This window comes from Tenacibaculum sp. TB-56 (assembly GCF_059716275.2).
Genome location: NZ_CM201367.1, coordinates 1051577 through 1077941, shown reverse-complemented (window position 1 = coordinate 1077941; position 26365 = coordinate 1051577). Strand labels below are relative to the sequence as shown.

The 26365-nt window shown below is 32.1% G+C and carries 24 protein-coding genes; 11 read left to right on the top strand and 13 right to left on the bottom strand.

Annotated features, from left to right (window positions below):
• Nucleotides 1–10 precede the first annotated feature (10 nt).
• The 3 genes from AC3VI6_RS05205 to moaA all read right to left on the bottom strand — a co-directional run bounded on the left by AC3VI6_RS05205 (nucleotide 11) and on the right by moaA (nucleotide 2803).
• Nucleotides 11–367: a four helix bundle protein gene (locus tag AC3VI6_RS05205; protein WP_299000950.1), complete on the bottom strand. Its 357-nt coding sequence runs from the start codon at nucleotides 365–367 to the stop codon at nucleotides 11–13.
• A 34-nt stretch (nucleotides 368–401) separates the two neighbouring features.
• Nucleotides 402–1598, bottom strand: coding sequence for a molybdopterin molybdotransferase MoeA (locus tag AC3VI6_RS05200; protein WP_497705401.1), 1197 nt, complete (start codon nucleotides 1596–1598; stop codon nucleotides 402–404).
• Nucleotides 1599–1810: 212 nt separating this feature from the next.
• A complete protein-coding gene (moaA, locus tag AC3VI6_RS05195) occupies nucleotides 1811–2803 on the bottom strand; it encodes a GTP 3',8-cyclase MoaA (RefSeq protein WP_497705400.1) in 993 nt (330 codons plus the stop codon).
• A 66-nt stretch (nucleotides 2804–2869) separates the two neighbouring features.
• Here moaA and uvrC point away from each other — a divergent pair, with 66 nt between their 5' ends.
• Both uvrC and AC3VI6_RS05185 read left to right on the top strand, forming a co-directional pair.
• Nucleotides 2870–4666 (top strand): excinuclease ABC subunit UvrC, encoded by a 1797-nt coding sequence (gene uvrC, locus AC3VI6_RS05190; protein WP_497705399.1) that lies wholly within the window; start codon nucleotides 2870–2872, stop codon nucleotides 4664–4666.
• Nucleotides 4617–6851 (top strand): patatin-like phospholipase family protein, encoded by a 2235-nt coding sequence (locus AC3VI6_RS05185; RefSeq protein ID WP_497705398.1) that lies wholly within the window; start codon nucleotides 4617–4619, stop codon nucleotides 6849–6851. The genes uvrC and AC3VI6_RS05185 overlap by 50 nt, the downstream gene beginning before the upstream one ends.
• A 61-nt stretch (nucleotides 6852–6912) precedes the next feature.
• Here the strand turns inward: AC3VI6_RS05185 and AC3VI6_RS05180 are convergent, their stop codons facing one another.
• Together AC3VI6_RS05180 and AC3VI6_RS05175 are read right to left on the bottom strand one after the other, a co-directional pair.
• Nucleotides 6913–8454: an Rne/Rng family ribonuclease gene (locus AC3VI6_RS05180; protein WP_435253888.1), complete on the bottom strand. Its 1542-nt coding sequence runs from the start codon at nucleotides 8452–8454 to the stop codon at nucleotides 6913–6915.
• 295 nt (nucleotides 8455–8749) lie between these two features.
• Nucleotides 8750–9040 (bottom strand): HU family DNA-binding protein, encoded by a 291-nt coding sequence (locus AC3VI6_RS05175; RefSeq protein WP_120185941.1) that lies wholly within the window; start codon nucleotides 9038–9040, stop codon nucleotides 8750–8752.
• A gap of 133 nt (nucleotides 9041–9173) precedes the next feature.
• On the opposite strand from AC3VI6_RS05175, the gene mutY reads away from it, so the two are divergent.
• Genes mutY through gldD form a run of 4 tightly spaced genes read left to right on the top strand, consistent with a single transcriptional unit; the run spans nucleotide 9174 to nucleotide 12584 of the window.
• Entirely contained in the window at nucleotides 9174–10220 is a 1047-nt protein-coding gene (gene mutY, locus AC3VI6_RS05170) for an A/G-specific adenine glycosylase (protein ID WP_497705397.1), read from the top strand.
• 37 nt (nucleotides 10221–10257) lie between these two features.
• Nucleotides 10258–10689, top strand: coding sequence for a single-stranded DNA-binding protein (locus AC3VI6_RS05165; protein ID WP_435253886.1), 432 nt, complete (start codon nucleotides 10258–10260; stop codon nucleotides 10687–10689).
• Between the two features lie 19 nt (nucleotides 10690–10708).
• Nucleotides 10709–12037: a gliding motility-associated protein GldE gene (gene gldE, locus AC3VI6_RS05160; protein ID WP_497705396.1), complete on the top strand. Its 1329-nt coding sequence runs from the start codon at nucleotides 10709–10711 to the stop codon at nucleotides 12035–12037.
• A complete protein-coding gene (gldD, locus tag AC3VI6_RS05155; RefSeq protein ID WP_299032645.1) occupies nucleotides 12030–12584 on the top strand; it encodes a gliding motility lipoprotein GldD in 555 nt (184 codons plus the stop codon). The genes gldE and gldD overlap by 8 nt, the downstream gene beginning before the upstream one ends.
• 1 nt (nucleotide 12585) lies before the next feature.
• Here the strand turns inward: gldD and AC3VI6_RS05150 are convergent, their stop codons facing one another.
• A complete protein-coding gene (locus AC3VI6_RS05150; protein WP_497705395.1) occupies nucleotides 12586–13611 on the bottom strand; it encodes a COX15/CtaA family protein in 1026 nt (341 codons plus the stop codon).
• An 86-nt stretch (nucleotides 13612–13697) separates the two neighbouring features.
• Nucleotides 13698–14237 (bottom strand): cation transporter, encoded by a 540-nt coding sequence (locus tag AC3VI6_RS05145; protein ID WP_497705394.1) that lies wholly within the window; start codon nucleotides 14235–14237, stop codon nucleotides 13698–13700.
• An 89-nt stretch (nucleotides 14238–14326) separates the two neighbouring features.
• On the opposite strand from AC3VI6_RS05145, the gene AC3VI6_RS05140 reads away from it, so the two are divergent.
• Complete coding sequence (locus AC3VI6_RS05140; RefSeq protein ID WP_497705393.1) at nucleotides 14327–15199, top strand: DMT family transporter; 873 nt, start codon at nucleotides 14327–14329, stop codon at nucleotides 15197–15199.
• Nucleotides 15200–15311: 112 nt separating this feature from the next.
• Here AC3VI6_RS05140 and AC3VI6_RS05135 read toward each other — a convergent pair whose 3' ends face one another.
• Both AC3VI6_RS05135 and AC3VI6_RS05130 read right to left on the bottom strand, forming a co-directional pair.
• Entirely contained in the window at nucleotides 15312–17363 is a 2052-nt protein-coding gene (locus tag AC3VI6_RS05135; protein WP_497705392.1) for a M16 family metallopeptidase, read from the bottom strand.
• A gap of 19 nt (nucleotides 17364–17382) precedes the next feature.
• Nucleotides 17383–18699, bottom strand: a complete 1317-nt coding sequence (locus AC3VI6_RS05130; RefSeq protein WP_497705391.1) for a M16 family metallopeptidase — start codon at nucleotides 18697–18699, stop codon at nucleotides 17383–17385.
• A gap of 211 nt (nucleotides 18700–18910) precedes the next feature.
• Between AC3VI6_RS05130 and rplU the strand changes: the two genes are divergently transcribed.
• The 4 genes from rplU (at nucleotide 18911) to AC3VI6_RS05110 (ending at nucleotide 22703) form a co-directional block, all read left to right on the top strand.
• Complete coding sequence (gene rplU / locus AC3VI6_RS05125; protein ID WP_274634231.1) at nucleotides 18911–19393, top strand: 50S ribosomal protein L21; 483 nt, start codon at nucleotides 18911–18913, stop codon at nucleotides 19391–19393.
• A 22-nt stretch (nucleotides 19394–19415) separates the two neighbouring features.
• Entirely contained in the window at nucleotides 19416–19676 is a 261-nt protein-coding gene (rpmA, locus tag AC3VI6_RS05120) for a 50S ribosomal protein L27 (RefSeq protein ID WP_028891690.1), read from the top strand.
• A 363-nt stretch (nucleotides 19677–20039) separates the two neighbouring features.
• Nucleotides 20040–20774, top strand: coding sequence for a LytR/AlgR family response regulator transcription factor (locus AC3VI6_RS05115; protein WP_497705390.1), 735 nt, complete (start codon nucleotides 20040–20042; stop codon nucleotides 20772–20774).
• 6 nt (nucleotides 20775–20780) lie between these two features.
• Nucleotides 20781–22703: a tetratricopeptide repeat-containing sensor histidine kinase gene (locus AC3VI6_RS05110; RefSeq protein ID WP_497705389.1), complete on the top strand. Its 1923-nt coding sequence runs from the start codon at nucleotides 20781–20783 to the stop codon at nucleotides 22701–22703.
• Here the strand turns inward: AC3VI6_RS05110 and dinB are convergent.
• The 4 genes from dinB to trhO form a co-directional block, all read right to left on the bottom strand.
• A complete protein-coding gene (gene dinB / locus AC3VI6_RS05105; RefSeq protein ID WP_497705388.1) occupies nucleotides 22700–23782 on the bottom strand; it encodes a DNA polymerase IV in 1083 nt (360 codons plus the stop codon). The genes AC3VI6_RS05110 and dinB overlap by 4 nt on opposite strands.
• Before the next feature lie 64 nt (nucleotides 23783–23846).
• Nucleotides 23847–24077: a ferredoxin gene (locus tag AC3VI6_RS05100; RefSeq protein WP_497705387.1), complete on the bottom strand. Its 231-nt coding sequence runs from the start codon at nucleotides 24075–24077 to the stop codon at nucleotides 23847–23849.
• The gene (locus tag AC3VI6_RS05095; protein WP_497705386.1) at nucleotides 24077–25324 is read right to left on the bottom strand and encodes a peptidase U32 family protein; all 1248 of its coding nucleotides are present in this window, start codon (nucleotides 25322–25324) and stop codon (nucleotides 24077–24079) included. The genes AC3VI6_RS05100 and AC3VI6_RS05095 overlap by 1 nt, the downstream gene beginning before the upstream one ends.
• Nucleotides 25324–26355, bottom strand: a complete 1032-nt coding sequence (gene trhO / locus AC3VI6_RS05090) for an oxygen-dependent tRNA uridine(34) hydroxylase TrhO (protein WP_497705385.1) — start codon at nucleotides 26353–26355, stop codon at nucleotides 25324–25326. The genes AC3VI6_RS05095 and trhO overlap by 1 nt, the downstream gene beginning before the upstream one ends.
• Between the last annotated feature and the right edge of the window lie 10 nt (nucleotides 26356–26365).

Sequence of the window (26365 nt, the reverse complement as noted above, 5' to 3'; positions counted from 1 at the left end):
TGTTGAGTTTTTAATTTTTAGTTAAACTCTGTTGTGATGTTTTTACAATTGCTGTTAATAGCCTAATTAGCTCGTGAATATCCGAAAGTATATCTGTAACATCAATATTTGTTAAATTACTTTCTTTTAATAAACGTAACCAATATTTAGTTTCTCTAGCTTCTTTTGAAGAAATAGACATTTTAGAAATAAAATCTCTTTTACTTTGACCAGCTAAAGCTTCTTCTATATTTGCTCCTATTGAAGTTCCGCTTCTTAAAAGCTGTTTTGAAATTATAAACTCTTTTTCTTGTTGTAGTTTTTTGTACAGAGAAATTATTTTTAAAGAGAATTGAAAACTCTTGCCTTGAACAATACTTTCCTTCATTTTAAATTTTTAACTCAAAACTAAACATTAATAATTAAAAACTCCGATACGTTAGTATAGGAAAAACACTTCCTTTTTTAAATTCTATCTCTTCAGTTTTTGGTAGTTTAATAAAGCCATCAGCTTCGACCAAACTTGCTAAATCACCGGAACCATTTCCTTGTATTGGAGTTGCATATGCTTGTCCGTTTTCCGAAGTTAATTTTACTTGTAAAAAACAGCTTAGATTAGGTTTAAAAGTAATGTCTTTTACTAAAATTGCTGTTTTTTCTTCGGAAGAAACTCCAACAGATTTATAATACCAAGGATAAAAATACACCAAACAATTTACAAATGTAGACACTGGATTCCCTGGAAAAGCGAACACATTGCAATTATCAGTAACACCAGCCCAAAAAGGCTTTCCTGGCCTTTGTGAAACTCTATGAAATAACTTTTTAACACCCAGTTCACCTAAAACCTCAGGTAAAAAATCAAACTTCCCTTTACTTACAGCACCGCTAAATAAAAGCACGTCATATTCTTGTAGAAAAGACGCTATTTTTTCTTTTAAAACTGATTTTTCATCAGCAATATGAGCAGTTTTTGCAGGAATTTTTAAATCATTCAATAAAGAAACTAAGGTATATACATTACTTCTTCTAATCTGATGTGCTAACGGAGTTTTATGAGTGTCAACCAATTCATCACCCGTAGAAATAATCATTACTTTAGGTTGTTTGGCTACTTTAACCATAGCTTTACCTACTGTAGCTAAAACTCCTATTTCAGCAGCAGAAATAATTGTGTCTTTTTTAATAAGAACTTCTTCTTTGGTTTTGTCTGAACCTTGTACATGAATATTTTGCCCTTCGGTAATTTTATCAATATTGATAGTTGCCATTAAGGTATTGATTTCTACATCTTCGTAGCGAATAACCGTATCTGTATTGTTAGGTAAGCAGGCTCCTGTCATCACTTCATAACAGTTTGAAGTATTCTCCATAGTTTGTTGAGGTGCTCCTGCAGGCTGAATACCTTCAATTTTGAAATCGCGAACACCATACTCAAAAAAACGATGATTGATCGCTATACCATCCATAGCCACTCGGTTGAAAGGAGGGAAATCTCTATCGGCAAGAATGTCTTCCTTTAAAACTCTTCCGACTGTTTCTAAAAAGGGAATTTCTTCAATTCCGAAATCTTGTGTGTTTTTTAAAATTATATGTTTAGCTTCTTCTACTGTAATCATAGACCTCTTATAATTAATACTAGTGCGATAAGATATAAGGTAATAATTAATATGACTAAATCGATTTTTGATGTTTTAGACAAAATAGATATATCCATATTGTTTTTTTCTTTTTTTATGTTTTTCAGATGATATAAAAGTAAAAGAGATGTAAGAATAACTATTATAAAACCTGAAATGATGGGGTTTTGTTTGATGAAATTATCCATAATCTATCCTCCAATTGTACTCATGCTTTCAGAAACATTTCCTTGTTTACGATTGGCTTCGGCTACAAAACCATTCTCTGGTTTTTCTTTTATGAGTGATAAAAATAACGCTTTCAAATCTTCATTACTGGCACCATTTCTAATAAAATCTCGTAGGTTAAAAACACCATCATCAAACAAACAGTTTTTAAAAGTTCCTGTTGAGGTAACTCTAATTCGGTTACAATCATTACATATAGTACGAGTAAAAGCAGGAATAATTCCTACAGTTCCTATATGATTTTCAACAGAAAAATTGCGAGAAGTCGATGATTTTTCTGTGATGAGTTGTGTAATATTATAGCTTGATTGTATCTCGTTTAAAATTCGGTTGTAATTCCATATTTCTTCGGTGTTTCGTTGCCCTTTTCCGTTAAAAGGCATTTCTTCAATAAAGCGAACCGCAATATTTTTATCTTTGGTTAATGCAACAAAGTCAACTATTTCATCAGTATTAAAACCCGATTGCACTACTACATTTAATTTTAAATTGAGTGGACTTTTTTCCAGTAATTCAAAGGTTTTATATACTTCGGAAAATACATCACGACGTGTAATTTTGGCAAACTTATCGGCATGTAAACTATCAATACTTAAGTTGATGGTTTTTATTTTTTCAAGCTTTTCTAAGTCTTTGATGTGTTTAGAAACAAGAGCACCATTGGTAGTAATATTGATAGCGTCCAGTAAATCGTTGTACGATAACATCTCTAAAAACGACATAAAATCTCTACGAGCAAAAGGCTCGCCACCAGTTAAACGAACTTTGTTTACTCCTAATTCAGTAAGTACTCTGATAATGCGGTACATTTCTTTGTAGGTAAGTAGTTCTTCACGAGGCACAATATCAATACCGTGTGCAGGCATGCAATATTGACAACGCAAGTTACAGCGGTCAGTTACAGCTAACCGAACATAACTAATTTGTCTGCCAAAATTATCAATAAGTTTACCCATATCGTAAAGGTACTAAAACTAGCGTTTATACCCTTTTAAAAGGCTAAAAAATCGTATTTTCGTTGTATGCCAACATCGCTAGAACTTCAAATACAAACACTGCCTAATTCACCCGGAGTTTATCAATATTTTGATAAGGAAGATGTGATTATTTACGTAGGAAAAGCTAAGAACTTAAAAAAACGTGTTTCGTCGTACTTTACCAAGAATCATGAGAATGGAAAAACACGAGTTTTAGTCAAGAAAATTGTTCGTATTGAGCATGTGGTGGTTGATACGGAAACAGATGCTTTGCTTCTTGAAAACAATCTAATAAAAAAATATAAACCACGATACAATGTATTGTTGAAGGATGATAAATCGTATCCGTGGATTTGTATTAAAAAGGAGCGATTTCCGCGCGTGTTTTCTACACGAAGAGTTGTGAAGGATGGTTCGGAATATTTTGGTCCGTATACCAATATGCGAACGGTACATGCTCTATTAGATTTAATTAAAGAGCTGTATCCGTTACGTACTTGTAATTACGACTTAAGTCAGGATAAGATTGATGCTGATAAATACAAAGTATGTTTAGAATATCATTTAGGTAATTGTAAAGGGCCTTGTGAAGCATATCAAACAGAAGAAGATTACTTAGAAGATATAAGAGCTATTCGAAACATCATCAAAGGAAATTTCAAAGAAAGTTTACAGCAGTTTGAAAAATTAATGCTCGATTTTGCTTCCGATATGCGCTTTGAAGAAGCACAAAAGATTAAAGAAAAATTAGCGTCGCTACAGAATTATCAAGCAAAATCAACAATTGTCAACCCGTCGATTAATAATGTAGATGTGTTTTCCATTATTTCTGATGAATCGCATGGCTACGCAAACTTCTTTAAGGTGATGAATGGCTCCATAGTACAATCGTATACTACAGAAATTAAGAAAAAATTAGATGAAACCGATAAAGAGCTTTTAGAGTTATTTATTATTGAAACTCGCCAGCGTTTTAATTCGTTATCACGAGAAATTTTTGTGCCTTTTAAAGTTAGTGTTGGTAAAGATGTTAAGGTAACTATTCCAAAGCTAGGAGATAAAAAACGTATTGTAGAACTCTCTGAACGCAATGCGAAATTCTACCGTCAAGAGCAGTTTAAACAAATAAAAATTGTGGATCCTGATCGTCATGTAAAAAGAATTATGGCGCAAATGCAAAAGGATTTGCGATTAGGAAAAGAACCACGTCATATTGAATGTTTTGATAACTCGAACATCCAAGGAACCAATCCTGTAGCTGCCTGTGTGGTTTTTAAAGATGGAAAACCAAGTAAGAAAGACTATCGTCATTTTAACATCAAAACAGTTGAAGGTCCCGATGATTTTGCTTCGATGGAAGAAGTTGTATACAGAAGATATAAACGATTGTTAGAAGAAGAACAACCATTGCCTCAGTTAATCGTTATTGATGGAGGAAAGGGACAATTATCATCTGCTTTAAAAAGTTTAGATGCCCTCGATTTAAGAGGGAAAATAGCTATTATAGGAATTGCAAAACGCTTGGAAGAAATTTATTATCCGGGAGATTCTGTTCCGTTGTATTTAGATAAAAAATCTGAAACGCTTAAAATAATTCAGTATTTACGTAACGAGGCACACCGTTTCGGGATCACTTTCCATAGAAATAAACGAAGTAAAAGTGCTATTCAATCAGAATTAGAGCAAATTCCTGACATTGGTAAGCAAACAATCACCAATTTATTGCGTAAATTTAAGTCAGCAAAACGTGTTAAAAGTGCTAGCTTAGAAGAATTGAAAGAAGTTGTAGGTAATGCACGAGCTCAAAAAATATATCAATATTATCAAAAAAAAGAAGAATGAAAAAGTTGCTAATTTTATTATTATTTCCAGCGCTGATGCTGGCCAAGAACAACCTAAAGTAGGTTTGGTGCTTAGTGGCGGTGGTGCAAAAGGTATAGCTCATATAGGGATATTAAAAGAGCTTGAAAAAGCTGGTGTTCAGATCGATTATATTGGTGGTACAAGCATGGGAGCTATTGTAGGAGGTTTATATGCTGCTGGCTATACAGCCGATCAAATAGAAGAAGCTGTTTTTGAAACAGATTTTATGAGTTTGCTACAAGATAAAGTTCCAAGAAAAGAAAAACCTTTTTTTAGCAAACTTCACGGTGAAAAATATGCGGTATCTCTTCCGATAAAGAAAGGTAGTTTAGGGTTACCTTTAGGTTTGTCAAAAGGACAAAACGTCTTAAATTTTTTAACTGAATTATTAGCACCAGTAGATGAAATTAGTGATTTTTCTAAATTACCAATACCTTTTTATTGTATAGGTACAAACATAGAAACAGGTGAAGAGGAAGTTTTAGAAACGGGTTCGTTACCGCTAGCGCTTAGAGCAAGTGCTGCCTTTCCGTCTTTATTAAATCCGGTAGATATTGAAGGGAAATTATTGGTTGATGGTGGAGTTGTAAATAACTTTCCTGCTGATGTTATGAAAAAGAAAGGAGTTGATATCATAATAGGAGTCAGCGTTCAAGGAGAGTTATTAAAAAAAGATGAGTTAGTTTCTGTAGCTTCTTTGTTGATGCAGATTATTAACTTTCAAATGTATAAGAAGTCTGACGAGCAAATAGAGCTGTTAAATGTCTACATTCGCCCAAATGTTATAGAGTATAGTGTTATAGATTTTAATCAAAAAAATGAAGTTTTAGATGAAGGGTATAAAGTAGCAAAAAAGTACAGAGTGGTTTTTGATAGTATTGCAAAAATGCAGCCTATCAAAAGAAAACTGCCTAAGGTAGAGCTAAAAGAAAAAAAGTTTATTGTTGATAGAATTATTATTAAAGGAAATAAAAACTATACCAATAATTATATTTTAGGAAAGTTGCAATTACGTGAAGGAGATAGTGTTTCTTACAAAGAAATCTCTAAGAAAATAAACACCTTAACAGCGACAAAAAACTTTACTAGAATTGATTATCATTTCGATAAATCTTTCCATGGAAAAAAACTAGAGCTAACAGTAAAAGAAGAAAAAATTCAGTCTTATTTACGTCTTGGGTTACATTATGATTTACTGTATAAGTCAGCAGTCTTATTGAATTATAATCATAAAAAGTTGCTTTTTCAAAATGATGAACTTTCTGTTGATTTTGGTATTGGTGATAAAATCAGATATAACTTAGAATATTTTGTGGATAACGGATTTTTAACAAGTTATGGTTTTAGTACAAGATACAACTCTTTCAATAGTGATTTCATTTATGATACAGGACTTATAAACGGAAAGTATTCAGATTTTTCAAGTTCATTATACTTTCAAACAACCTTCGATAAAAAGTTTGCGATTGGTATAGGAACAGAGCATAAAAATATTGAAGCAAGCACACAAAATATATCTTCTGATGGTAAAGAAGACTTTTTTGATAGAAGTAATTATATAAATGCCTATTCATATTTAAAATTAGACACCTACAACAAAGAAATGTTCCCTACAAGAGGGTTTTATGCAGATATAGGCTTTAAGTGGTTTTTATGGTCTGATAGGAATAATAGGTTAGAAGGACTATTACCCAATAGCGAGCCCTTTCATCAATTTTCGCAGTTAGGAGGAACCTTGGGGTTTGCTACTACTTTTTATGATAAATTGACCTTTCAATATACCTCACAAGCAGGATATACTTTAGGAAAAAAGTCATTCGAAATTTTTGATTATCACTTAGGAGGCTACAATCAAAACTATATTAATAATTTCATTCCTATGTATGGTTATGATACAGGAGGTTTAAATAATCAGTCTTACTTAAGATCAGAATTTAATCTGCGTTATGAGGTTTTAAAAAATCATTACGCAATGTTTATTGCCAATTATGCTCGTGTAGAAGAAGATATTTTTGATAAAGGAAGCTTATTTAAAAACACCAAATCAGGATATGCTTTAGGTTATAGCGTAGAAACGTTTATGGGACCTGTTGAATTAAAATATACTTGGTCACCAGATCACTCTGAACATTATTGGTTATTTAACTTAGGGTTTTGGTTTTAAACATAAAAAAAACCCGTATCAAACGATACGGGTTTTTTATTTCATAATAAGATTGCCTTACTTACTTTTTTTTCTTCTTTTTAAAATAGAATTTATATTGTAAGTACTGGTAAGCATCTCTTGGTAATACTTTTATCCACTTTTTGTATTGAACAAACCATTTAAAACGGATAGAGTTCACGCCTTTTGTTAAATAAGCAGCTATAAAAGGATGTACATTTAAAGTAATATCCTTATAGTTTTTACCACTATTTATAAGGCGTTCAAGTTCTGCTTCTATTTTATCTAATAAGACAATAGGAGCTTCCACTTCTCCATTTTTATTTGGATTTGGTTCACGTGTTTTTATCTCTAACTCAGGTCGTACACGTTGTCTTGTAATTTGTACTAAACCAAATTTACTCGGAGGTAAAATTTTGTGTTTAGTACGGTCTAAAGCCATCGCGTCTTTTAAGTGCTGATACAATTTCTGTCTGTTTTCAGCAGATTTCATATCAATAAAGTCAACAACTATAATTCCTCCCATATCTCGCAATTGTAATTGACGAGCAATTTCACTGGCAGCAATTAAATTAACTTCTAAGGCAGTTTCTTCTTGGTTTAAAGACTTATTAGAGCGGTTACCACTATTTACATCAATTACGTGTAAAGCTTCGGTATGCTCTATAACTAAATAAGCCCCTTTACTCATAGAAACTGTTTTACCAAACGATGTTTTAATTTGACGTTCTATACCATATTTTTCGAAAATAGGTACTTCAGACGCATGAAGTTTTACAATGTTTTCCTTTTCAGGATATATTTCTTGTAAATACTCTTTAATTTCAACTTTTAAAGTTTCATCGTTGGTTACAATGCTTGTAAAAGAATCGTTCATTACATCTCTTAAAATTGAAGATGCTCTGTTTAACTCACTTAATATTTTAGTTGGGGTGTTATTATTAGCAATGCGTTTACACATTGTTTTCCAACGGTCAAGTGAGTTTTGTAAATCTTTGTCAAGTTCTGCTACCTTTTTACCTTCGGCAACAGTACGTAAAATAAGTCCAAACCCTTTTGGTCTGATACTTTTTGCTAATTTTTTTAAACGTTCCTTTTCTTTCGGATCTGCTATTTTTTGTGATACCGATATACGGTTAGAAAAAGGAACTAAAACTAAAAACCTACCTGCTATTGAAAGTTCCGAACTAATACGCGGACCTTTGGTAGATATTGGTTCTTTTACAATTTGTACTAATAAACTTTGACCTGATTTTAGTACATCGTTAATACTTCCGTCTTTGTTGATGTCTTCTTCAAAACGAAAGTTTTTTAAAGTGAACTCTTTGTAATTACCTGTGCTTACTTTCTTAATGAATTTATTTAAAGACTGTACTTGTGGTCCTAAATCGTGATAGTGTAAAAAACCATCTTTAGGATAACCAACATTTACAAAAGCGGCATTTAAACCAGTCATTACTTTTCCTATTTTAGCAAGAAAAATATCCCCGACTGAAAAATTATGGTCGCTTGTTTCTTTGTTTAACTCAATAAGTTTACCATCTCTTAGTAAGGCGAAATCAATATCAGAAGAATTGGAACGAATTATTAATTCTGTTTTCATTCTGAATATGGTTTTATGCCGTCGTAATTGCTTACGAAGACGGATTAAAATTTGTAAACAGGTATAATTTATACCATTTTAAGGTGTTAAAACCTTAATGTCAATGAACGTAGCTTATAAAAGCAACGAAAAAGTAAGCTACTGCTTACTTTTTCTTCTTATGACGATTTGCTCTCGCTCTTTTCTTTCTTTTGTGTGTAGAGATCTTAGCTCTCTTTCTTTTTTTACCACTTGGCATAGTTAAAATGTTTTGTAAAACCTTAGTTAATAAGGCTTTTGGTTAATACTTTCTTAATTATTTTACGGCTACTTTAGTTTTTACACCTTCAGTAAATACCTTAGAAGGTTTAAAAGCAGGTATGTTGTGTGCAGGAATCTTGATAGTTGTATTTTTAGAAATGTTTCTACCAGTTTTTTCTGCTCTAGTTTTAATAATAAAACTACCGAAACCTCTTAAATATACATTATCTCCACTCTCTAATGCATCTTTTACTTCGTCCATAAATGCTTCAACAGTCGCTAAAACATCTGCTTTTTCAATTCCACTCTTATCTGAAATTTTAGATACGATATCTGCTTTTGTCATTCTATATATTTTTTTGAAATTACTTTTTGAATTTTTGAGGGTGCAAATATATGATAATTAATCTATTCCGAAAAAAATAAGAATAAAAATATCTAAATAAAATATGTTAATTTTGCCGGCACAATTTACATAAATGTCTTTATCTAAACAATTAATTTTCTGGTATTTACAAAACAAAAGAGAACTTCCTTGGAGAAAAACTAAAGATCCGTATCGTGTTTGGTTAAGTGAAATTATGTTACAACAAACCCGCGTTGCGCAAGGCTTACCGTATTTTTTAAAGTTTACAGAAGCTTTTCCAACAGTATTTGATTTAGCAAAAGCTGAAGAAAGTGAAGTGTTAAAATTATGGCAAGGTTTGGGTTATTATTCAAGAGCAAGAAATTTACATTTTACAGCTAATTATATTTCGGAAGAGTTTAAAGGCGTATTTCCTAAAAGCTATAAAGAATTATTACAATTAAAAGGAGTAGGCGATTATACCGCCTCAGCAATTGCGTCTATTTGCTATGATGAGCCTGTTGCTGTGGTAGATGGTAATGTATATAGAGTGTTATCTCGTTATTTTGGAATAGCTACTCCTATTAATTCTACCAAAGGAATTAAAGAGTTTAAAGAGTTAGCACAAACTGTAATTGATGCAACACAACCAGGAGTGTACAATCAAGCTATCATGGATTTTGGTGCGTTACACTGCAAGCCTCAAAATCCGCTGTGTGATGAATGTCCGCTAGCTGAAAGTTGTGTAGCATTGGCAAATAACAGTGTAAAAGAACTTCCTGTAAAAGAAAAGAAAATCAAAATAAAGAAACGTTATTTTAATTATTTGGTACCAGTTACAGAGGATAACCAAACAGTATTAGAAGAGCGTGTTGGAAAAGGAATTTGGCAAGGATTGTATCAATTTCCACTTGTGGAAACAAAAAAAGAAACGGACGAAAAAGAGTTGATAGAGCATGATCAATTCGTAAAATTATTTCCTGAAGAAACCACCATATCACTTTTTAATAAAGAAGATATTGTTCATAAATTGTCACATCAACATTTAGTTACGAAGTTTTGGGTAGTAAAAACGACCAATGTTAGTGAGAATACAATGAGTTGGTCAAAAGTAAAAGAGCAACCTGTGCCGGTGTTGATAGATAAGTTTTTGGAGGAATATCTAAACAAGGAGTCCTAATTTTTGTATATTTGATTTTACACTAAACTATAATGCTATGGCAGGAACAATAAACAAGGTTATTTTAATAGGACATTTAGGTGATGAGGTTAAAATGCACTATTTTGAAGGAGGAAATTCGATAGGGCGTTTTCCATTAGCTACTAATGAAACATATACCAATCGTCAAACCGGAGAAAAGGTAACCAATGTTGAATGGCATAATATTGTAGTGCGTAATAAATTGGCTGAAATTTGTGAAAAATATTTAACCAAAGGAGATCGTGTGTATTGCGAAGGTCGTATAAAAACACGTCAGTATGAAGTAGATGGTCAAAAACGATATGCTACCGAAATTCATGTACAAGACATGACGTTTTTATCTACTAAAAAAGACCCAAGTAGTCCGCAATCTAGCGCAGAACCAATGCAAGGAAATCCTACACCACCAAGTGTAGCTCCTGAAGAAGATGACGATTTACCATTTTAGTATAATTAAATTTTAAAAATTGGATCCAGAACCCGAACCTTTATTTTTATTATTATCAAGTTTTGATTGGTTAACAACCGTTAACCTTTTGCTTTTACTGCTTTTATTAATTTGTTCTGCACTAGTTTCAGGAACTGAAGTAGCGTTTTTTTCAATCTCACAAACCGAGTTAGATGAGTTGTCATCAAATTCGAAAGATGAAAATACAGTAGTAAAATTATTAAATGATCCCAAAAAATTACTAGGTACAATTTTAATTACCAATAACTTCATTAACATTCTTATTGTATTGTTATTTGCAAATATTGGTAAGGTATTGTTTACGGGGTTAGATTATGAGCTGGATTTTTATTTCTTCAATGTTTCTGTACTTTTTTTGATAGAAATTGTACTTATTACTTTTTTAATTCTATTGTTTGGAGAAGTATTACCAAAAGTATATGCAAGCAGAAAATCATTGCAGTTTGCCGAAATGATGGCAAAACCAATTCAGGTTTTAAACACCTTGTTAACTCCGTTAAGTTTTCCGCTTATCAAGTTAACTAGTGTTATAGAAAATAGACTAGGAAACAAAAACAACAACCTTTCAGTTGAGCGTTTATCACAAGCGTTAGAGCTAACTTCAGATGATGCTACAACCAAAGAAGAACAAAAAATTTTAGAGGGAATTGTAAGTTTTGGAAATACCGAAACAGTACAAATTATGAAACCTCGAACCGATGTTTGTGCCATTTCAGAAGATGCAAGTTATGAAGAGGTGCTGCAAATGATTTTAAAGAACGGTTATTCAAGAAATCCTGTATATCGTGAAAATATGGATACCATTGTTGGGGTGTTGTATGCAAAAGATTTATTGGAGCATTTGAATAAGAAGACATTTAAATGGCAAAATCTATTAAGGGAAGCATTTTTTGTGCCTGAAAACAAAAAGTTAGACGATTTATTAATTGAGTTTCAAGAAAAGAAAAAACACCTTGCTATTGTAGTTGATGAATACGGAGGAACAAGTGGAATTGTAACCTTAGAAGATGTTATTGAAGAAATTGTAGGTGATATTAATGATGAATTTGATGATGAAGACTTGACCTACTCGAAACTTGATGAAAATAATTATATTTTTGAAGGAAAAATAACCATCAAAGATTTTTGCCGTGTCTTAGATGATGAAGATGAAGAGAAATTTGAAGAGGCCAAAGGAGAAAGTGAAACCCTCGCAGGCTTTATTTTAGAAGTTTCTGGAAAGTTTCCTAAAAAAGGCGAAAAAATAAACTTCAGTAATTATACGTTTACTATTGAAGCGTTGGCTAAAAAACGTATAAAACAAGTAAAAGTTACCCGAAATGCGTAAATTCTTTTTGCTGGCATCAGCAATATTTTTGATAAGTTGTAGTGAAGAAACCTTACCTAAACCTAAAGCATATTTAAGTTTAGAGTATCCTAGTAAAAGGTACAGCAAAATGCCACTTCAAAAGCCATATTCTTTTGAAACAACTCAAATAACACAATCTAAAAACTTACCAAAAAACTGGATGAAGGTTGAGTATCCAACTTTAAAAGCATCGGTAGATATTACGTATCGTCCAATTGAAGGAAATTTGAGGGAGTTGTTAATGGAGTCGGAAAAATTAGTGTTTGAACATGCTATAAAAGCAGATCAAATTACCGCACCTGTAGAATATGTAAATCCAAATACTAAGGTTTACGGGAGTTTATATCAAATTTTAGGGGATGCAGCTTCGCAAGTGCAGTTTCATGCAACAGACAGCTCTAAGCACTTTTTAAAAGGGTCTTTATTTTTTTATACCAAGCCAAATTACGATTCTATTTTACCAGCTGTTGAATATATTAAAAAAGATATGATTCATATGATGGAAACGCTTGAATGGAAAGATTAAGCTATTGAATCGTTACTTTCCTACTCTGTAACCACAAATAAAATTGTAATCCGAATAAAATAGCACCTGATAATAAGTGTACAGCTTGTGTTCCTAATGGGAATTCTGCATAGTACATTAAAATACCTGTAATCGTTTCTAAAAAGATTAAGAAAACTATCCAGTTTACTAGTTTATAACCTAAATTCTTTACTTGATTTAAGTAAAATAATCCCAAATTTACCAATACAATTGCTATGGTAAACGAGCGATGAATGTAAAATTTAAGGTTAGGATCCATTAAGCTGTAGTGCTTGTTTTCAAATCCGTGTAATTTTACTTGTTCGTCAATAAATTGGCGTACTTGTGTTCCTAAAGCAATTTGAATTAAAGAAAATACAGCTGAAATAATAACTAGCTTGCTAAATAAAGAGTTGTATTTGTAAGATGCTTTTTTACGATCAGAAACGATGTAAAGTAGCCATAATAACAGGGCTATAATTACCAAACCACCAACCATGTGAATGGTGATAATTGTAGGTTTTAAGTTTGAGTCTACCACCGTTTTTCCAAGCCACGCTTCAAAGAGCATTAAAAAGAAAGCTCCGAATGATAAAAGTGTGATTAGCTTTTTTTCCTTCCAAAATTTAACAGAAACAAAAATTAAAAATAGAAACGGAATTCCAGCCAAAGCAGAGCTTAATCGGTTGATGTACTCCGTCCAAGTATGGAATTTGTTAAACTTAGCGTAATCGTGTTTGGTGTACTTTTCCCAATTGTTAGCATTAAATTCATCAGTGGTTTTAATGTTATGACCCGCAACAAATAAAGCTTCATCTTTTACGATAATCATTCCTTTTTTGTACTCGTAATTAGGTTGCCAAGTAATTTCTTCTTCAGAAGTTGGCGGAATGTAATATCCGAAACACTTAGGCCAATCAGGACAGCCCATTCCAGAACCTGTCATACGAACAACAGAACCAGCTAAAAAAATAACATATACCGCAATTAACGAGATTTTTACAATGAGAGGAAAATGTTTCTTCATCTGATGAAAAGTTTTAGCAAAGATACTTAAAAGACATAAAAAAAGCTCCTAATTTAGGAGCTTTCAATATTGTTTAAAATAAGAAATTATGCTTTTTTTGTTTCAGCACAACAAGCCATAGTGCAATCTTCTTTACAAGCAGCTTTTTCAGCTTCTGTTTTTGTACAGCACTCTTTTTTACAATCGTCGCCACAAGCTTTTTTATCAGCATCTTTTTTTGCGCAACATGCCATAGTGCAATCAGCCTTACAAGCTTTCTCATCTACTTTTTTAGTAGCTTCAGCAGCTTTGTACATATCACCGCTACCAATTCCTTCAACAAAGGCAATTAATTCAGCTTTGTTAGTTTTGTTAGCATCATATTTTATAGTTGCAATACTATCGTTAAACACAACGTTAGCTTCTAAAACTCCATCCTTTTTATTTAAATCAGAAGCTATTTTTCTTGCACAACCTATTTCACAAGTCATTCCTGAAATGTTTAATGAAAGTTCTTGTGGATTAGCTTCTGCTACTGTTTCGGTTTTTTGTTCTTGAGCTTCTTCTTTTTTAGCTTCACTTTTACAAGCAATCATTGTTAAACTTACAAAAGCAGCAACAAAAAATATTTTTAAAAATTTCATCATTTTTATTTATTGGATTATTCAGCAAATTTATTAATAAAATCAAAATTTAAAATATAAATAAGCGACTTTTGTTATTAAAATACTTGATAATGAATAAGCAACAGCAAAAATGGTTGTTTTTAATTGTGCTTTCGCTAGTTTGGGGAAGCTCTTTTATTTTGATGAAAAAGGCGCTTATTGGTTTAAGCCCAGTACAAGTAGGAGCTTTACGAATGGTAATTTCAGCAGTTTTTTTATTGTTAATTGGGTTTAGAAGTATTCGGAAAATCGAAAAAAAACACTGGAAGTATATTGCTATAACCGCCGCTTTAGGAACTTTTTTTCCGGTCTTTTTGTTTGCTTTTGCCATTAATGGAATTGATAGTTCTATCGCAGCTATTTTAAACTCATTAACACCTTTCAATACATTTATGTTTGGAGCATTGGTGTTTGGTTTTGCTTTTAAAAAGAAACAACTTATCGGAATCTTAGTTGGATTAATTGGTACGTTGGTTTTGATTTTAAAAGGAGCAGAACTAAATCCGAATCAGAATTATTGGTATGCTTTGTTGGTTATTATTGCTTCTGTAGGGTATGCTTTTAATGTAAATATGATTAAAAAATACTTGTCAGATTTAGATGCTTTGGCAATTACGACAGGGCATTTTTTGTTGTTATCGGTTCCAGCATTATTGGTATTGACTTTTTCTGGTTTTTTCTCAACGTTTGAAGTAACGTCAAAGACGACAAATGCCTTAGGTTATGTAGCTGTTTTAGCCATTTTTGGAACAGGAATAGCTAAAGTGTTATTTAATAAATTAATACATATTTCTTCACCTGTGTTTTCTTCTTCTGTAACGTACATAATACCTGTGGTGGCGGTTATGTGGGGCGTTATTGATGGTGAAAAATTAAGTTTTATACAGTTCTTTGCTGGCGGAATAATTTTATTAGGTGTTTGGTTGGTGAATAAGGCGAAGTAGTTTTTTCAGTATTCAGTATTCAGTATTCAGGTGTAAGGGGTTAGTTTTTACAAAAAAAAGAACCAAAACTTGCGTCTTGGTTCTCTTAATTTTTAACTAAAAAGTTTACTTATTATTGAAAATCAGCGTCAGAAACTCCTTCGTTGATTTTAGCCTCTTTTAAAATGAATTGTACTTTTTGTGTACCTAAACTTCCTGTTTTTTTAGTAGCAAACTTTACTCCACCAAAATCTTTATAATCACTGTATAAAGCTTCTTGGTTTTGTGTTTGTCCACCCATGTTAATTGTTTGGGTTTCTTTTAATTTTAAACCATTATTAACATCATAATAAAAAGAAGTAGAAACAACAGCTCCTTTTTTAGCAACTACATATACTTCTTTACCGTTAATAGTTTCGATACCTGTTAATTTAGCATCAGCATTAGCTAATAAACCAATTTCAGGAAAAACTCCTAAAAGTTGCGTCATATCATTTGCCATAGCAGGAGGTAACGCTTGTCCGTTCATTTTTACAGCACTTTTATCCATTACAACTTTCATCATAACGTTTCCATTCATTGCTGTTGTATTAGCATAATGTGTAGCATTTCTTTTTTCAGTGCTTTCAATTTTTGTTCCTTGCATTTCTGTACCGTAAACAACCATGGTTGTTTTTAAGCTCTTAATTTTATCAGTACCACCAATAGCATCAAAATACTTGTTAAGTACAGTTTCTTTAGTTACACCAGCAGGAACTGCTTTTTTCATTGCAGGCTTTTCAGTAGGATTTCCGTTTTTATCAAAATAGTTGATTTTGTAATCAGCTGTTTTTTCTAAATTCTTTAAAACATCAATTCCTTTACCAGTAATGATAATACGAGCTTTATCACCTTTAAAATATTTAATAGCTGCATTTTGAACATCGTCTAGCGTTACAGCGTTAATGTTTTTTAAATAGTTTTGGTAATAATCTTCAGGTAAGTTATTTGTTAAAATATTTAATGCGTAATTCGCTACAGTTTGAGGTTTTTCAACATTACGAACAAAGCTTCCAATGTATTTTGCTTTCGCAATATCTAACTCTTCTTGAGTCGCTTTTTGGTAACGAATTTTGTTGATTTCTTTCATCGCTTCAACCATAGCACTATCAGTAACCATGTTTCTTACCGATGCTGAAGTTTTAAAACGAGATGCGTATCTATCAGCTCCAATTCCTGAGTAAGCTCCGTAAGTATAACCTTTATCTTCACGAAGGTTTTTGTACAATCTACCAGTACCACCCCCACCAAGAATTTGGTTAGCTAATAAAGCAGCATAGTAATCTTTATCACCCATTTTTAAATTAACAGCATTTACAACTGCTAATTCTGACTGAACAGCATTTGGCATATCGATAAAGTTGATTTCAGTAGTTGCAGGGTTTTCAACTTTAGGTAAAGTTTGCGCTGCTAATTCTCCTTTTTTCCATCCGTTGAATAAGTTTTCAACTTGAGATTTTGCATCCTTAAAAGTAATATCACCAATAATAATTAAATACGCATTGTTTGGTTTATACGTGTTGTTGTATAAATCTTTTACATCTTGAAGCGTAACATTTTTTAAGGTTTCTTCTGTTGTAAATTCTCCATAAGGGTGATTTTTACCATAGATTAAAGCACTTTCTACTCTACCAGCAATAGCAGCAACGTTGTTTTCGTTCGATTTAATTCCGTCAAGAGCTTGCTTCATTTGCTTGTCAAACTCCTCTTGAGTAAACACAGGGTTAAAAGCAGCATCCGCCATTAAGTTTAATACTTTTGGAAAGTATTTTGATAATGAGCTTGCTCTTGCACCTTCATTCCAAAAAGAGATGTTTGCTCCTAAAAAGTCAACTTCTTCGTCAAATTTAGCTTTTGGGGTATTTGTAGATCCAGTACCTAGCATTCCGCTTAACAAACCTTCAACTCCTTTTTTGTTTCCAAAAGACATTGGTGGATTGTCAATTGTTAAAGTTGCAGTTACTCTAGGTAATTTGTTGTTTTCAACCACTAAAACTCGCAATCCGTTAGGTAATGTGAATTTTTTAGGAGTTCCTAAATTAATTTTAGGAGCAGGTCCTGGTTTTGGTTGTTGGGTTCTATCAATCTGTGCTGAAACAGTTAATGATAGAAATAATATTGTGATTATTGAAAATATTTTTTTCATTAAAATTCAGTTTAGATGATTATTTCTTTTTTGGTAAATATTCGATAACAACACGACGATTTTTAGCTAAATATTTTTTAGCTACGTCTCTAATTTCTTCTTTGGTGATAGAGTTGATAACTTCTAACTCTTTGTTGATTTGATTGGTGTCACCTACTAACATGTAGTTTCTAGCTAAAGAGTTCGCAACACCTTCAATGCTTGAGTTTGAAGCAACGAATTGATTTTCGAACTTGTTACGCACTTTTTGTAAATCTCTATCAGAAATTAATTCCGTTTGTAATTTCTCAATTTCTTCATCCATTTCTTTAATTAAGTCATCTAAAGAAGTTTCTCCTAAAGGAATCGCACCGATATTGTACACACTATAATCTTCTAAAGTTCTTGCAAAAGAGAATACTTGTAAGGCTTTTTTCTTATCGTCAACTAACTTTTTGTATAAACGAGAACTTCTTCCGTCACTTAAAATAGTAGAAATAACATCTAAAATTTTAGAATCTCTTTCTTTCATAGAAGGAGTTTTGTGAGCTAATAAAAGAGCAGGTAATTGAATGTTAGTGTCGTATTCTTTAACTCTTTTTTCTTGAGTTCTTTCTGGCTCAACAACTTTTACACGTTTAGCAAGTGTACGTGCAGGAATTGGCTCAAAATACTCTTTAATCATTTTTTTAGTACTAGCTTTTTCAAAATCACCAGCTACTACTAACACTGCATTGTTAGGCATGTACCATTTGTTGTAAAAATCTTGAAACTCTGCTAAAGTAGCAGCATCTAAATCTTTAATGTAACCAATCATTGGTCTACCATAATTGTGCTTGTCAAAAATGTGGTTGTAAACATCTCCGTAAATGATTTTTCCATAAGGAGCATTATCCATACGTTGACGCTTTTCTTCTTTTACCACCTCGTTTTGTGTATCAACTGCTTTTTGGTCGATAATTGGGTGTAATAAACGCTCAGATTCCATCCATAAACCTAACTGTAAGTTGTTAGAAGGGAAAGTTTCGTAGTAGTAAGTTCTATCCCAGTTGGTATTTGCATTTCCAGTTCCACCGTTGGCAGCTTCAATTTTATTCCATTCACCACGACCAATATTTTTTGTTCCTGTGAATAATAAATGCTCGTAAAAATGCGCCATTCCTGTCTTTCCAGTTTCTTCATCTTTCGATCCAACATGGTACATTACAGCTACAGTAACTACAGGAGCAGAATTGTCTTGATGCAAAATAACATGCATTCCATTGTTTAAATCGTACTCTTCAAACTCCACTTTTTGTGCATTAGCAGAAAAACCTACTAATAAAGCCGAAGCTAGAGTGATAACTCTTTTTCTCATTGATTGAAATTTAATTTTGAATTGTTTTAATTAGCCTATGTGACGTTAAATTATTTGTTTTGTTACAGAATTAGGATTAGAAATGAGAAAAATTACGTTAAGAGAGTAATTTTCTGATGAATAGATTGTTTCTTGAAGTAAAAAACGTATATTTGCACCCGCATTTTCAATAAGAAAGTGTGAATAAAAGTATAAACGCAAAACAAATAGTATGTACGCAATCGTAGAGATAGCAGGGCAACAGTTTAAAGTAGCTAAAGACCAAAAAGTATACGTACACCGTTTACAAGAGGCAGAAGGATCAAAAGTAACTTTTGATAAAGTAATGCTTGTTGAAGAGAACGGAAACGTTACAATTGGCGCCCCAGCTATAGAAGGTGCAGGAGTAACTGCAAAGATTTTAGGTCACTTAAAAGGTGATAAAGTAATCGTTTTCAAAAAGAAAAGAAGAAAAGGTTACAAAAAGAAAAATGGACACAGACAGTATTTAACTGAAATCCAAATTGAAGGAATTGCTACTTCTGGTGTTAAGGCAGCTGCTAAAAAAGAAGCTCCTAAAGCAGAAGCAAAGACTGAATCTAACGATTTAAGTTCTATGACTGTTGCAGAATTAAAAGCTTTAGCTAAAGAGCAAGGTATTTCAGGATACACTTCTTTAAAGAAAGCAGAATTAATTGAAGCATTAAGTAAATAATTAACTTTAAAAACTTACAAAGATGGCTCATAAGAAAGGTGTCGGTAGTTCGAAGAACGGTCGTGAATCGGAATCGAAACGATTAGGAGTAAAGATTTTTGGAGGACAAGCTGCAATTGCAGGTAACATTATTGTTCGTCAAAGAGGAACTCAACACAATCCAGGTGAAAACGTTTACATGGGTAAAGATCATACTTTACACGCTAAAGTTGATGGTGTTGTAAAATTCCAAAAGAAAAGAGATAACAAATCATACGTTTCTGTAACTCCATTCGAGGCTTAAGAAACTAACTGATTAGATAAGATAAAAGCTCAACTAGAAATAGTTGAGCTTTTTTTGTATATAAACCGAACATTAAAATTTATACAAAAAAAACACCGCTCGTTAAAGCGGTGTTTCATAACTTAATATCATTATTGATTAATCCCCCAATTTATCAATATGATTCCCCTTGTGTATTACACTACAAATATCAGAGGAAAAAAGATGTTTTTAGGGGGTAGATGTATAAATGGTTTGTTTTTTTGTGTAAATGGTAATTATTTTATGATACTATAGCTCTTTAGTTATGGTTTAAATAAAGCGTTATCTATATATTTTATTTTTAAGATATTATCTATTACATTTGGTACAAATGTACACACAATGTTAAGAGCTGTAATAGTTGATGACGAACCGAAAGCAATACAAGGGTTGTCTTGGGAGTTGTCAAATTTTAATGAAGATATAGAAATTATCGAAACATTTACCGAAGCAGAAAAAGCAATTAGATATATTAATGAAAATGATATTGATTGTCTTTTTTTAGATATAGAAATGCCTACGATGGATGGTTTTCAGTTGTTAGAAAAATTAGATAACAAAGATTTTGCTATTATAATTACCACTGCATATAATGAATATGCTATTAAAGCATTAAAAAATCAAGCAATAGACTATCTTCTAAAACCAATTGATTCGGATGATTTAGAAGAAACTATAGGTAGAATAAAACTTCACCATAAGAAGTATAACAATACAGAAAAGGTTGAAAAGATATTATCGAGCTTCAATAAAAAATTCAATAGAAGAAAAATTACGATAAACACCGATGGAAAACTGGTTTTTTTATCGGAAGATGAAATTCTATTTGTAGAATCTGATGGAAATTATTCAACCATACATACTTCAGGAAATAAAAAAATTGTAGTAACCAAAAAATTGAAAGAAATAGATTCGTTACTTCCTGAAGATCATTTTTTTAGAATACACAATTCTTACATTATCAATCTAAATAAAATTAAAGAGTTTTTAAAGTCTGATGGCTATGTTGTGTTAGAAAATAATCATAAAATTCCTGTGTCTCGTCAGAGAAAATCAGATTTCTTAGAAAAATTTTAGTTGTAAATGAAGCAGTTAGTAATTATCCCTTTTCTTTTTTTTATAATTTTTTCTAGCTATGCTATAAATGATAGAGGAAATAAAGATAGTCTCATTCATATAGCGGTAAATAAAAAAATTGATAATTATTACGAGCTGTACCGTTTTTTTGAAAGAGGTAGATTTGATAGCGAAGAGATCGATTTACTCTTTAAAGAAAGCAGAAAAAACAATTATAAGCTAGGAGAAATTTACGCGTATAACTTATTAGGAAGAAGTTTTAGAAATAACTCCTTCTTTGATAAGTCTATAGAAAACCATTTAAAAGCTTTAGAGCTAGCAAGAGAAATAAACGATGTAAATGCTGAGATTGTTACTCTTAATCAAATAGGTGTAGTTTACAGACGCCAAGACAAGGTTAGAAGTGCTTTAAATTATCATCAAATGGCGTTAGAGCTAGCAGATAAAATTGAACGACCAGATATAGATACTAAAATAAGTATTAGTATTTCTAACAACAGTATCGGTAACATCTACTTAGCCTTAAAACAATATCAGCTAGCATTAGAAATGTTTAAAAAGTCTATTTTAATACAAGGTAGAACAGGAGATAAAAGAGGGCTGGCAATAAATCATCAGAATATAGGATTTGCGTTTAAGAATTTAGGAGATATTGATGCAGCATTAGAACATTATCAAAAATCGTTGGCGTATAACTTAGAAATTAAATCAGATTTAGGAAAAGTAATATGCCACAAAAGTATAGGTGATGTTTTATTAATGCAAGGAAAATATGAAGAAGCGTATAATTATGTAAATGAAGTTGTTCCTGTTTCTGAGAAAATAGGAAATCAGTATTATACCTCAGAGATCTTTGCAACTTTAGGATACATCCAATTAAAATTAGATAGTTTAGGTAAGGCAAAAGTGAACCTCGAAAAAGCATTAGAAATTGCAAAAAAGCATAAAATTCCTTTAGGAATAAACAAGTCTAACCTGTATTTATCTGAATTTTATGAAGAAAAAGGAGATTTTAAAAATGCATATGATTTTTATAAAAAAGCAATAGAAGGAGAACGAAAAACTTTCAATGACAAAAATATTTCTTACGTAAACAACCTTATTAATAAATATGATAATGAGGTAAGTAGAAATAAAATTAAAAGCTTAGCAAAAGAAAATGAGATTGCTAAACTTAAATTACTTCGAAACAGAAATGTTTTAATCATTGCCTTAGTTTCTATAGCGTTATTAGGGGTATTGTTGTATTCTATGTACAGACAACGTTTGTTAAATAACGACAAAAAAATATTGAAACTAGAACAAGAAGCATTGAGAATTCAAATGAATCCACATTTTGTTTTTAATGCCTTAAATTCAATAAAATTGTATGTTATTAACAACGAACAAAAGAATGCGGTACACTACTTAAACAAGTTTTCAAAGTTAATTCGAAGTATTTTAGAATCGTCATCAATAAAAGAGGTAACCCTTAGCGAAGAGCTAAAAACCATGAATTTATACATGAGTATTGAAAATATTCGATTTTCGAATGAAATAAATTACATAGAAAAAGTTGATCCGAACGTAAATATTGAAAGAATTAAAATACCGCCTTTAATTTTACAACCATTTTTAGAAAACTCGATTTGGCATGGGTTGTCATCTAAGAAAGGCGAAAAAGAAGTGAGTTTGTCTGTAAGTAAAATTTCTGATGAATTCATTCAAATAGACATTGTTGATAACGGAATAGGAAGAGATGCAGCGTTGAAAATTAGAAATAATAAATCGCTAAACAGAAAATCTATAGGAATTGATTTGACCAAAGAAAGACTGCAAAACTTCGCTAATGAGTACAAAAATAATTTTTCATTAGAATATTCAGATGTAATCGATGAAAATGGAAATACAAGCGGAACAAAAGTTTCACTAAAAATACCAATTATTTAAAAATCGAACTTTAATTGAACCCAAACAGGTTCTTTTTTTTCTGTGTTCAAATTACTAAAAGAAATTCCTAACAAGCGAACAGAATTGGTAAGAGTATCTTGATATAACAACTCTTTTACGATAGGGTAGAACTCATTTTTTAATTGTAGAAAGTGATTGGTGGTTTTACTACGAGTTTGTTGCGTAAAATCGCTGTATTTGATTTTTAAGGTAACTGTTTTACCTTTGGTGTTCGATTTTTTCATGCGACGCTCTAGCTCATCAGCAATTTTATCAAGCCGTTCTAACATAAATACTTCGGAAGATAAATTTTCACGAAAAGTAGTTTCGGCAGCAATTGATTTTCGAATACGATTAGGTTTTACTGCTGAATTATGAATCCCTCGAACAATATGGTAATAATGTACGCCAGATTTTCCAAATAATTTAGAAAGTTCTTCCAGTGATTTCTGTTTTAAATCTAATCCAGTAAAAATGCCGAGGTTGTGCATTTTTGCAGCGGTAACTTTACCTACTCCATAAAATTTGTTGACAGGTAATTGTTCTAGAAATTCAAGAACTTCTTCTGGATTTATAGTTTTCTGTCCATTGGGTTTGTTAATATCGGAAGCTACTTTCGCAATAAATTTATTAATGGAAATTCCTGCCGAGGCTCTCAATTCTAGTTCCTCCCAAATTCGCTGACGAATTTCTTGGGCAATCATACTTGCTGACGGATTCCCTTTTTTGTTTTCAGTAACATCTAAGTAGGCTTCGTCCAACGATAGAGGTTCAACCAAATCGGTATAGTCGTAAAATATCTTCCTAATTTTAGAGGATATTTCTTTGTAGCGATCAAATCTAGGAGGTACAAAGATGATGTGTGGACATTTTTGTTTTGCTAAAACACCACTCATAGCAGAACGTACTCCAAACTTTCGAGCTTCGTAACTAGCAGCAGAAACCACACCTCGCACTTCATTACCACCCACAGCAACGGGTTTTCCTCTTAGTTCAGGATTATCCAATTGCTCTACAGATGCATAAAAAGCATCCATATCTACATGAATAATTTTACGAAAAGGAGGTTGTAAGTCCATTGTGTAAAAATAACAAAAGCCCTCGTAAGAGAGCTTTTGTTAGTCTTGATTCTTTTTTTAAAAACTATACTTGTTTTACTTCAATAATATTCACAGGACATGCTTTTTTAGCTTCGTTTGAAGACTCAAAAATACTATCGTCGTGAGATTTTATGGTAAAGAAACCTTTCTTTTCTGTAGAATGCAATAAAACTGATTTTCCGTCTTTTTTCGACATTTGAAATTGTGCTGGAGCTAGCTCCACGCAATAATTACAGCCAATACACTTGTTTCTTTGTAAGGTAATTACAACCATTAGTTTTTAGCAAATTCGGTTTTTACAATTTTGTATAACTTGTCTGATGGGCGAATTCTGAAATCTAATTTCATAGTAACTTCATCACCTTTGGTTGCAGTTTGTGCTTCTTTATCGTTCACAAACATGCTTTTTAATTCCATTTCTTGAGCACCTGTGGTAGGACCTGTAATTAAAATGGTGTCACCCACAGCTAAATCGTATGCTTCTATTTTAAATTCACCAATTTCAGCTTTAGGAAAATAGTGCATTCCTTTTCCTAAGTAAACTTTCTTTTGAGTAGCATGTGAACCTGGTTCTTTACTCCACTCACCTAATTTCTGACCTAAGTAATATCCATTCCAGAAACCGCGATTGTACACTTTTTCAAGCTCTAACATCCAGCTAATTACCTTTTCTTTATCGTAAGTTCCGTTAGATAAACTATCAATAGCGTCACGGTAACATTTAATTACTTTGGCAACATATTCAGGAGCGCGACCACGACCTTCAATCTTCAACACTTTAATTCCAGCATCTGCAACTTGATCTAAGAAATCAATCGTACACAAATCTTTTGGAGACATGATGTACTCATTGTCTAATTCCATTTCAAAACCAGATTCCTGATCAATTACGGTATACTTTTTACGACAATTTTGTTTACAAGCACCTCTGTTTGCAGATGAATTATGTGAGTGTAAACTCATGTAGCATTTTCCAGAAACAGCCATACATAAAGCCCCGTGACCAAAAATTTCAATCTCTAACAAGCGACCAGAAGGTCCTTTGATTTCTTCTTTTTCAATCTGTTCAGTAATCTTTTTTACTTGACGTAAGCTTAACTCTCTACTCAACACTACAGTATCGGCAAACATGGCATAAAACTTCACCGTTTCGATATTGGTAATGTTGATTTGAGTGGAAATATGAACTTCCATATTTTCAGCTCTTGCCATTGCAATTACAGCCTGATCCATAGCAATTACCGCAGTAATATTTGCTTCTTTGGCTCTTTTGATTAAGGTTTTTACGATAGATAAATCATGATCGTACACAATGGTGTTTAAGGTCAAATAGGTACGAACATTTTTTTCTGAACATCTACGTGAAATTTCTTCTAAATCATCTAAGGTAAAGTTGATAGATGCTCGAGCACGCATATTTAATTGTTCAACACCAAAATATACTGAATCACATCCATTATCTAACGCTGCTTGTAACGACTCGAAATTACCAGCAGGTGCCATTAACTCAATCTTTTGCATTACTTTTTAAATTTTAAAGCTTCTGAACGTCCTTTTTTAAATATTTTATTGCTTGCGTGTTTTCCTTTACGTAATTCTTTTTGCTCTTCGTAGGGTAAATGAATGATGTCTTGGCACTCAGGAGAACAGGTGTTTTCCATTTTTTCAGCACAGTCATCACACTGAATGAATAATAAATGACAACCTTCGTTGGCGCAGTTGGTATGTGTATCGCAAGGTTTTCCACATTGATGACAGTTAGAAACTACATCATCAGAAATCTTTTCAGCTCTTCGGTGGTCAAAAACAAAATTCTTTCCTAAAAATTTATTTTCTATACCTTCAGCTTTTACCTGACGGGTATATTCAATAATTCCTCCTTCTAGCTGGAAAACATTTTTAAAACCTTTGTGTTTATAGTAGGCAGAAGCTTTTTCGCAACGAATTCCTCCTGTACAATACATCAATAGGTTTTTATCTTCTTTATGGTTTTTTAAGTCTTCTTCAATAATATCTAACGAATCTCTAAATGTATCTACATCTGGAGTTACAGCACCTTCAAAATGCCCAATTTCACTTTCGTAATGATTACGCATGTCTACACAAACCGTATTAGGATCCGCTAACATTTCGTTAAATTCTTTTGCAGATAAATGCACTCCCTTATTAGTTACATCAAAAGTGTCGTCATTTAATCCGTCAGCTACGATTTTATCACGAACCTTTACTTTTAATTTTAAAAATGATTTGTTGTCGTGTTCAACAGCTACATTTAAACGGATTCCTTTCAAAAAAGAAATGCTGTCTAATTGTTTTTTTAAAGCGTTGAAATTTTCAGCAGGAACAGAAATTTGAGCATTGATTCCTTCATAAGAAACATAGGTTCTTCCTAATACTTCTAGCTCATTCCATTCTAGGAATAGTTTATTTCTAAATAGGGTTGGATTTTCTATCTTGTAATATCGATAGAAAGAAATAGTAATACGGTCTTTACCCGCTTCGTCTATTAATTTAGCGCGTTCTTCTGCGCTTAACTTGTTGTACAGTTGCATGCTATACCTT

Bases quoted from the DNA above. Each gene is read 5' to 3' on its own strand.
- gldD (WP_299032645.1), top strand. From the start codon at position 12,030: ATGCGTAAATTCTTTTTGCTGGCATCAGCAATATTTTTGATAAGTTGT.
- rpmA (WP_028891690.1), top strand. From the start codon at position 19,416: ATGGCTCATAAGAAAGGTGTCGGTAGTTCGAAGAACGGTCGTGAATCG.
- trhO (WP_497705385.1), bottom strand. From the start codon at position 26,355: ATGCAACTGTACAACAAGTTAAGCGCAGAAGAACGCGCTAAATTAATA.
- AC3VI6_RS05110 (WP_497705389.1), top strand. From the start codon at position 20,781: ATGAAGCAGTTAGTAATTATCCCTTTTCTTTTTTTTATAATTTTTTCT.
- uvrC (WP_497705399.1), top strand. From the start codon at position 2,870: ATGCCAACATCGCTAGAACTTCAAATACAAACACTGCCTAATTCACCC.
- AC3VI6_RS05205 (WP_299000950.1), bottom strand. From the start codon at position 367: ATGAAGGAAAGTATTGTTCAAGGCAAGAGTTTTCAATTCTCTTTAAAA.
- AC3VI6_RS05145 (WP_497705394.1), bottom strand. From the start codon at position 14,237: ATGATGAAATTTTTAAAAATATTTTTTGTTGCTGCTTTTGTAAGTTTA.
- AC3VI6_RS05100 (WP_497705387.1), bottom strand. From the start codon at position 24,077: ATGGTTGTAATTACCTTACAAAGAAACAAGTGTATTGGCTGTAATTAT.
- AC3VI6_RS05150 (WP_497705395.1), bottom strand. From the start codon at position 13,611: ATGAAGAAACATTTTCCTCTCATTGTAAAAATCTCGTTAATTGCGGTA.
- AC3VI6_RS05140 (WP_497705393.1), top strand. From the start codon at position 14,327: ATGAATAAGCAACAGCAAAAATGGTTGTTTTTAATTGTGCTTTCGCTA.
- AC3VI6_RS05135 (WP_497705392.1), bottom strand. From the start codon at position 17,363: ATGAAAAAAATATTTTCAATAATCACAATATTATTTCTATCATTAACT.
- dinB (WP_497705388.1), bottom strand. From the start codon at position 23,782: ATGGACTTACAACCTCCTTTTCGTAAAATTATTCATGTAGATATGGAT.
- AC3VI6_RS05115 (WP_497705390.1), top strand. From the start codon at position 20,040: ATGTTAAGAGCTGTAATAGTTGATGACGAACCGAAAGCAATACAAGGG.
- AC3VI6_RS05175 (WP_120185941.1), bottom strand. From the start codon at position 9,040: ATGACAAAAGCAGATATCGTATCTAAAATTTCAGATAAGAGTGGAATT.
- rplU (WP_274634231.1), top strand. From the start codon at position 18,911: ATGTACGCAATCGTAGAGATAGCAGGGCAACAGTTTAAAGTAGCTAAA.
- AC3VI6_RS05165 (WP_435253886.1), top strand. From the start codon at position 10,258: ATGGCAGGAACAATAAACAAGGTTATTTTAATAGGACATTTAGGTGAT.
- AC3VI6_RS05200 (WP_497705401.1), bottom strand. From the start codon at position 1,598: ATGATTACAGTAGAAGAAGCTAAACATATAATTTTAAAAAACACACAA.
- mutY (WP_497705397.1), top strand. From the start codon at position 9,174: ATGTCTTTATCTAAACAATTAATTTTCTGGTATTTACAAAACAAAAGA.
- AC3VI6_RS05185 (WP_497705398.1), top strand. From the start codon at position 4,617: ATGCACGAGCTCAAAAAATATATCAATATTATCAAAAAAAAGAAGAAT.
- moaA (WP_497705400.1), bottom strand. From the start codon at position 2,803: ATGGGTAAACTTATTGATAATTTTGGCAGACAAATTAGTTATGTTCGG.
- AC3VI6_RS05180 (WP_435253888.1), bottom strand. From the start codon at position 8,454: ATGAAAACAGAATTAATAATTCGTTCCAATTCTTCTGATATTGATTTC.
- AC3VI6_RS05130 (WP_497705391.1), bottom strand. From the start codon at position 18,699: ATGAGAAAAAGAGTTATCACTCTAGCTTCGGCTTTATTAGTAGGTTTT.
- AC3VI6_RS05095 (WP_497705386.1), bottom strand. From the start codon at position 25,324: ATGCAAAAGATTGAGTTAATGGCACCTGCTGGTAATTTCGAGTCGTTA.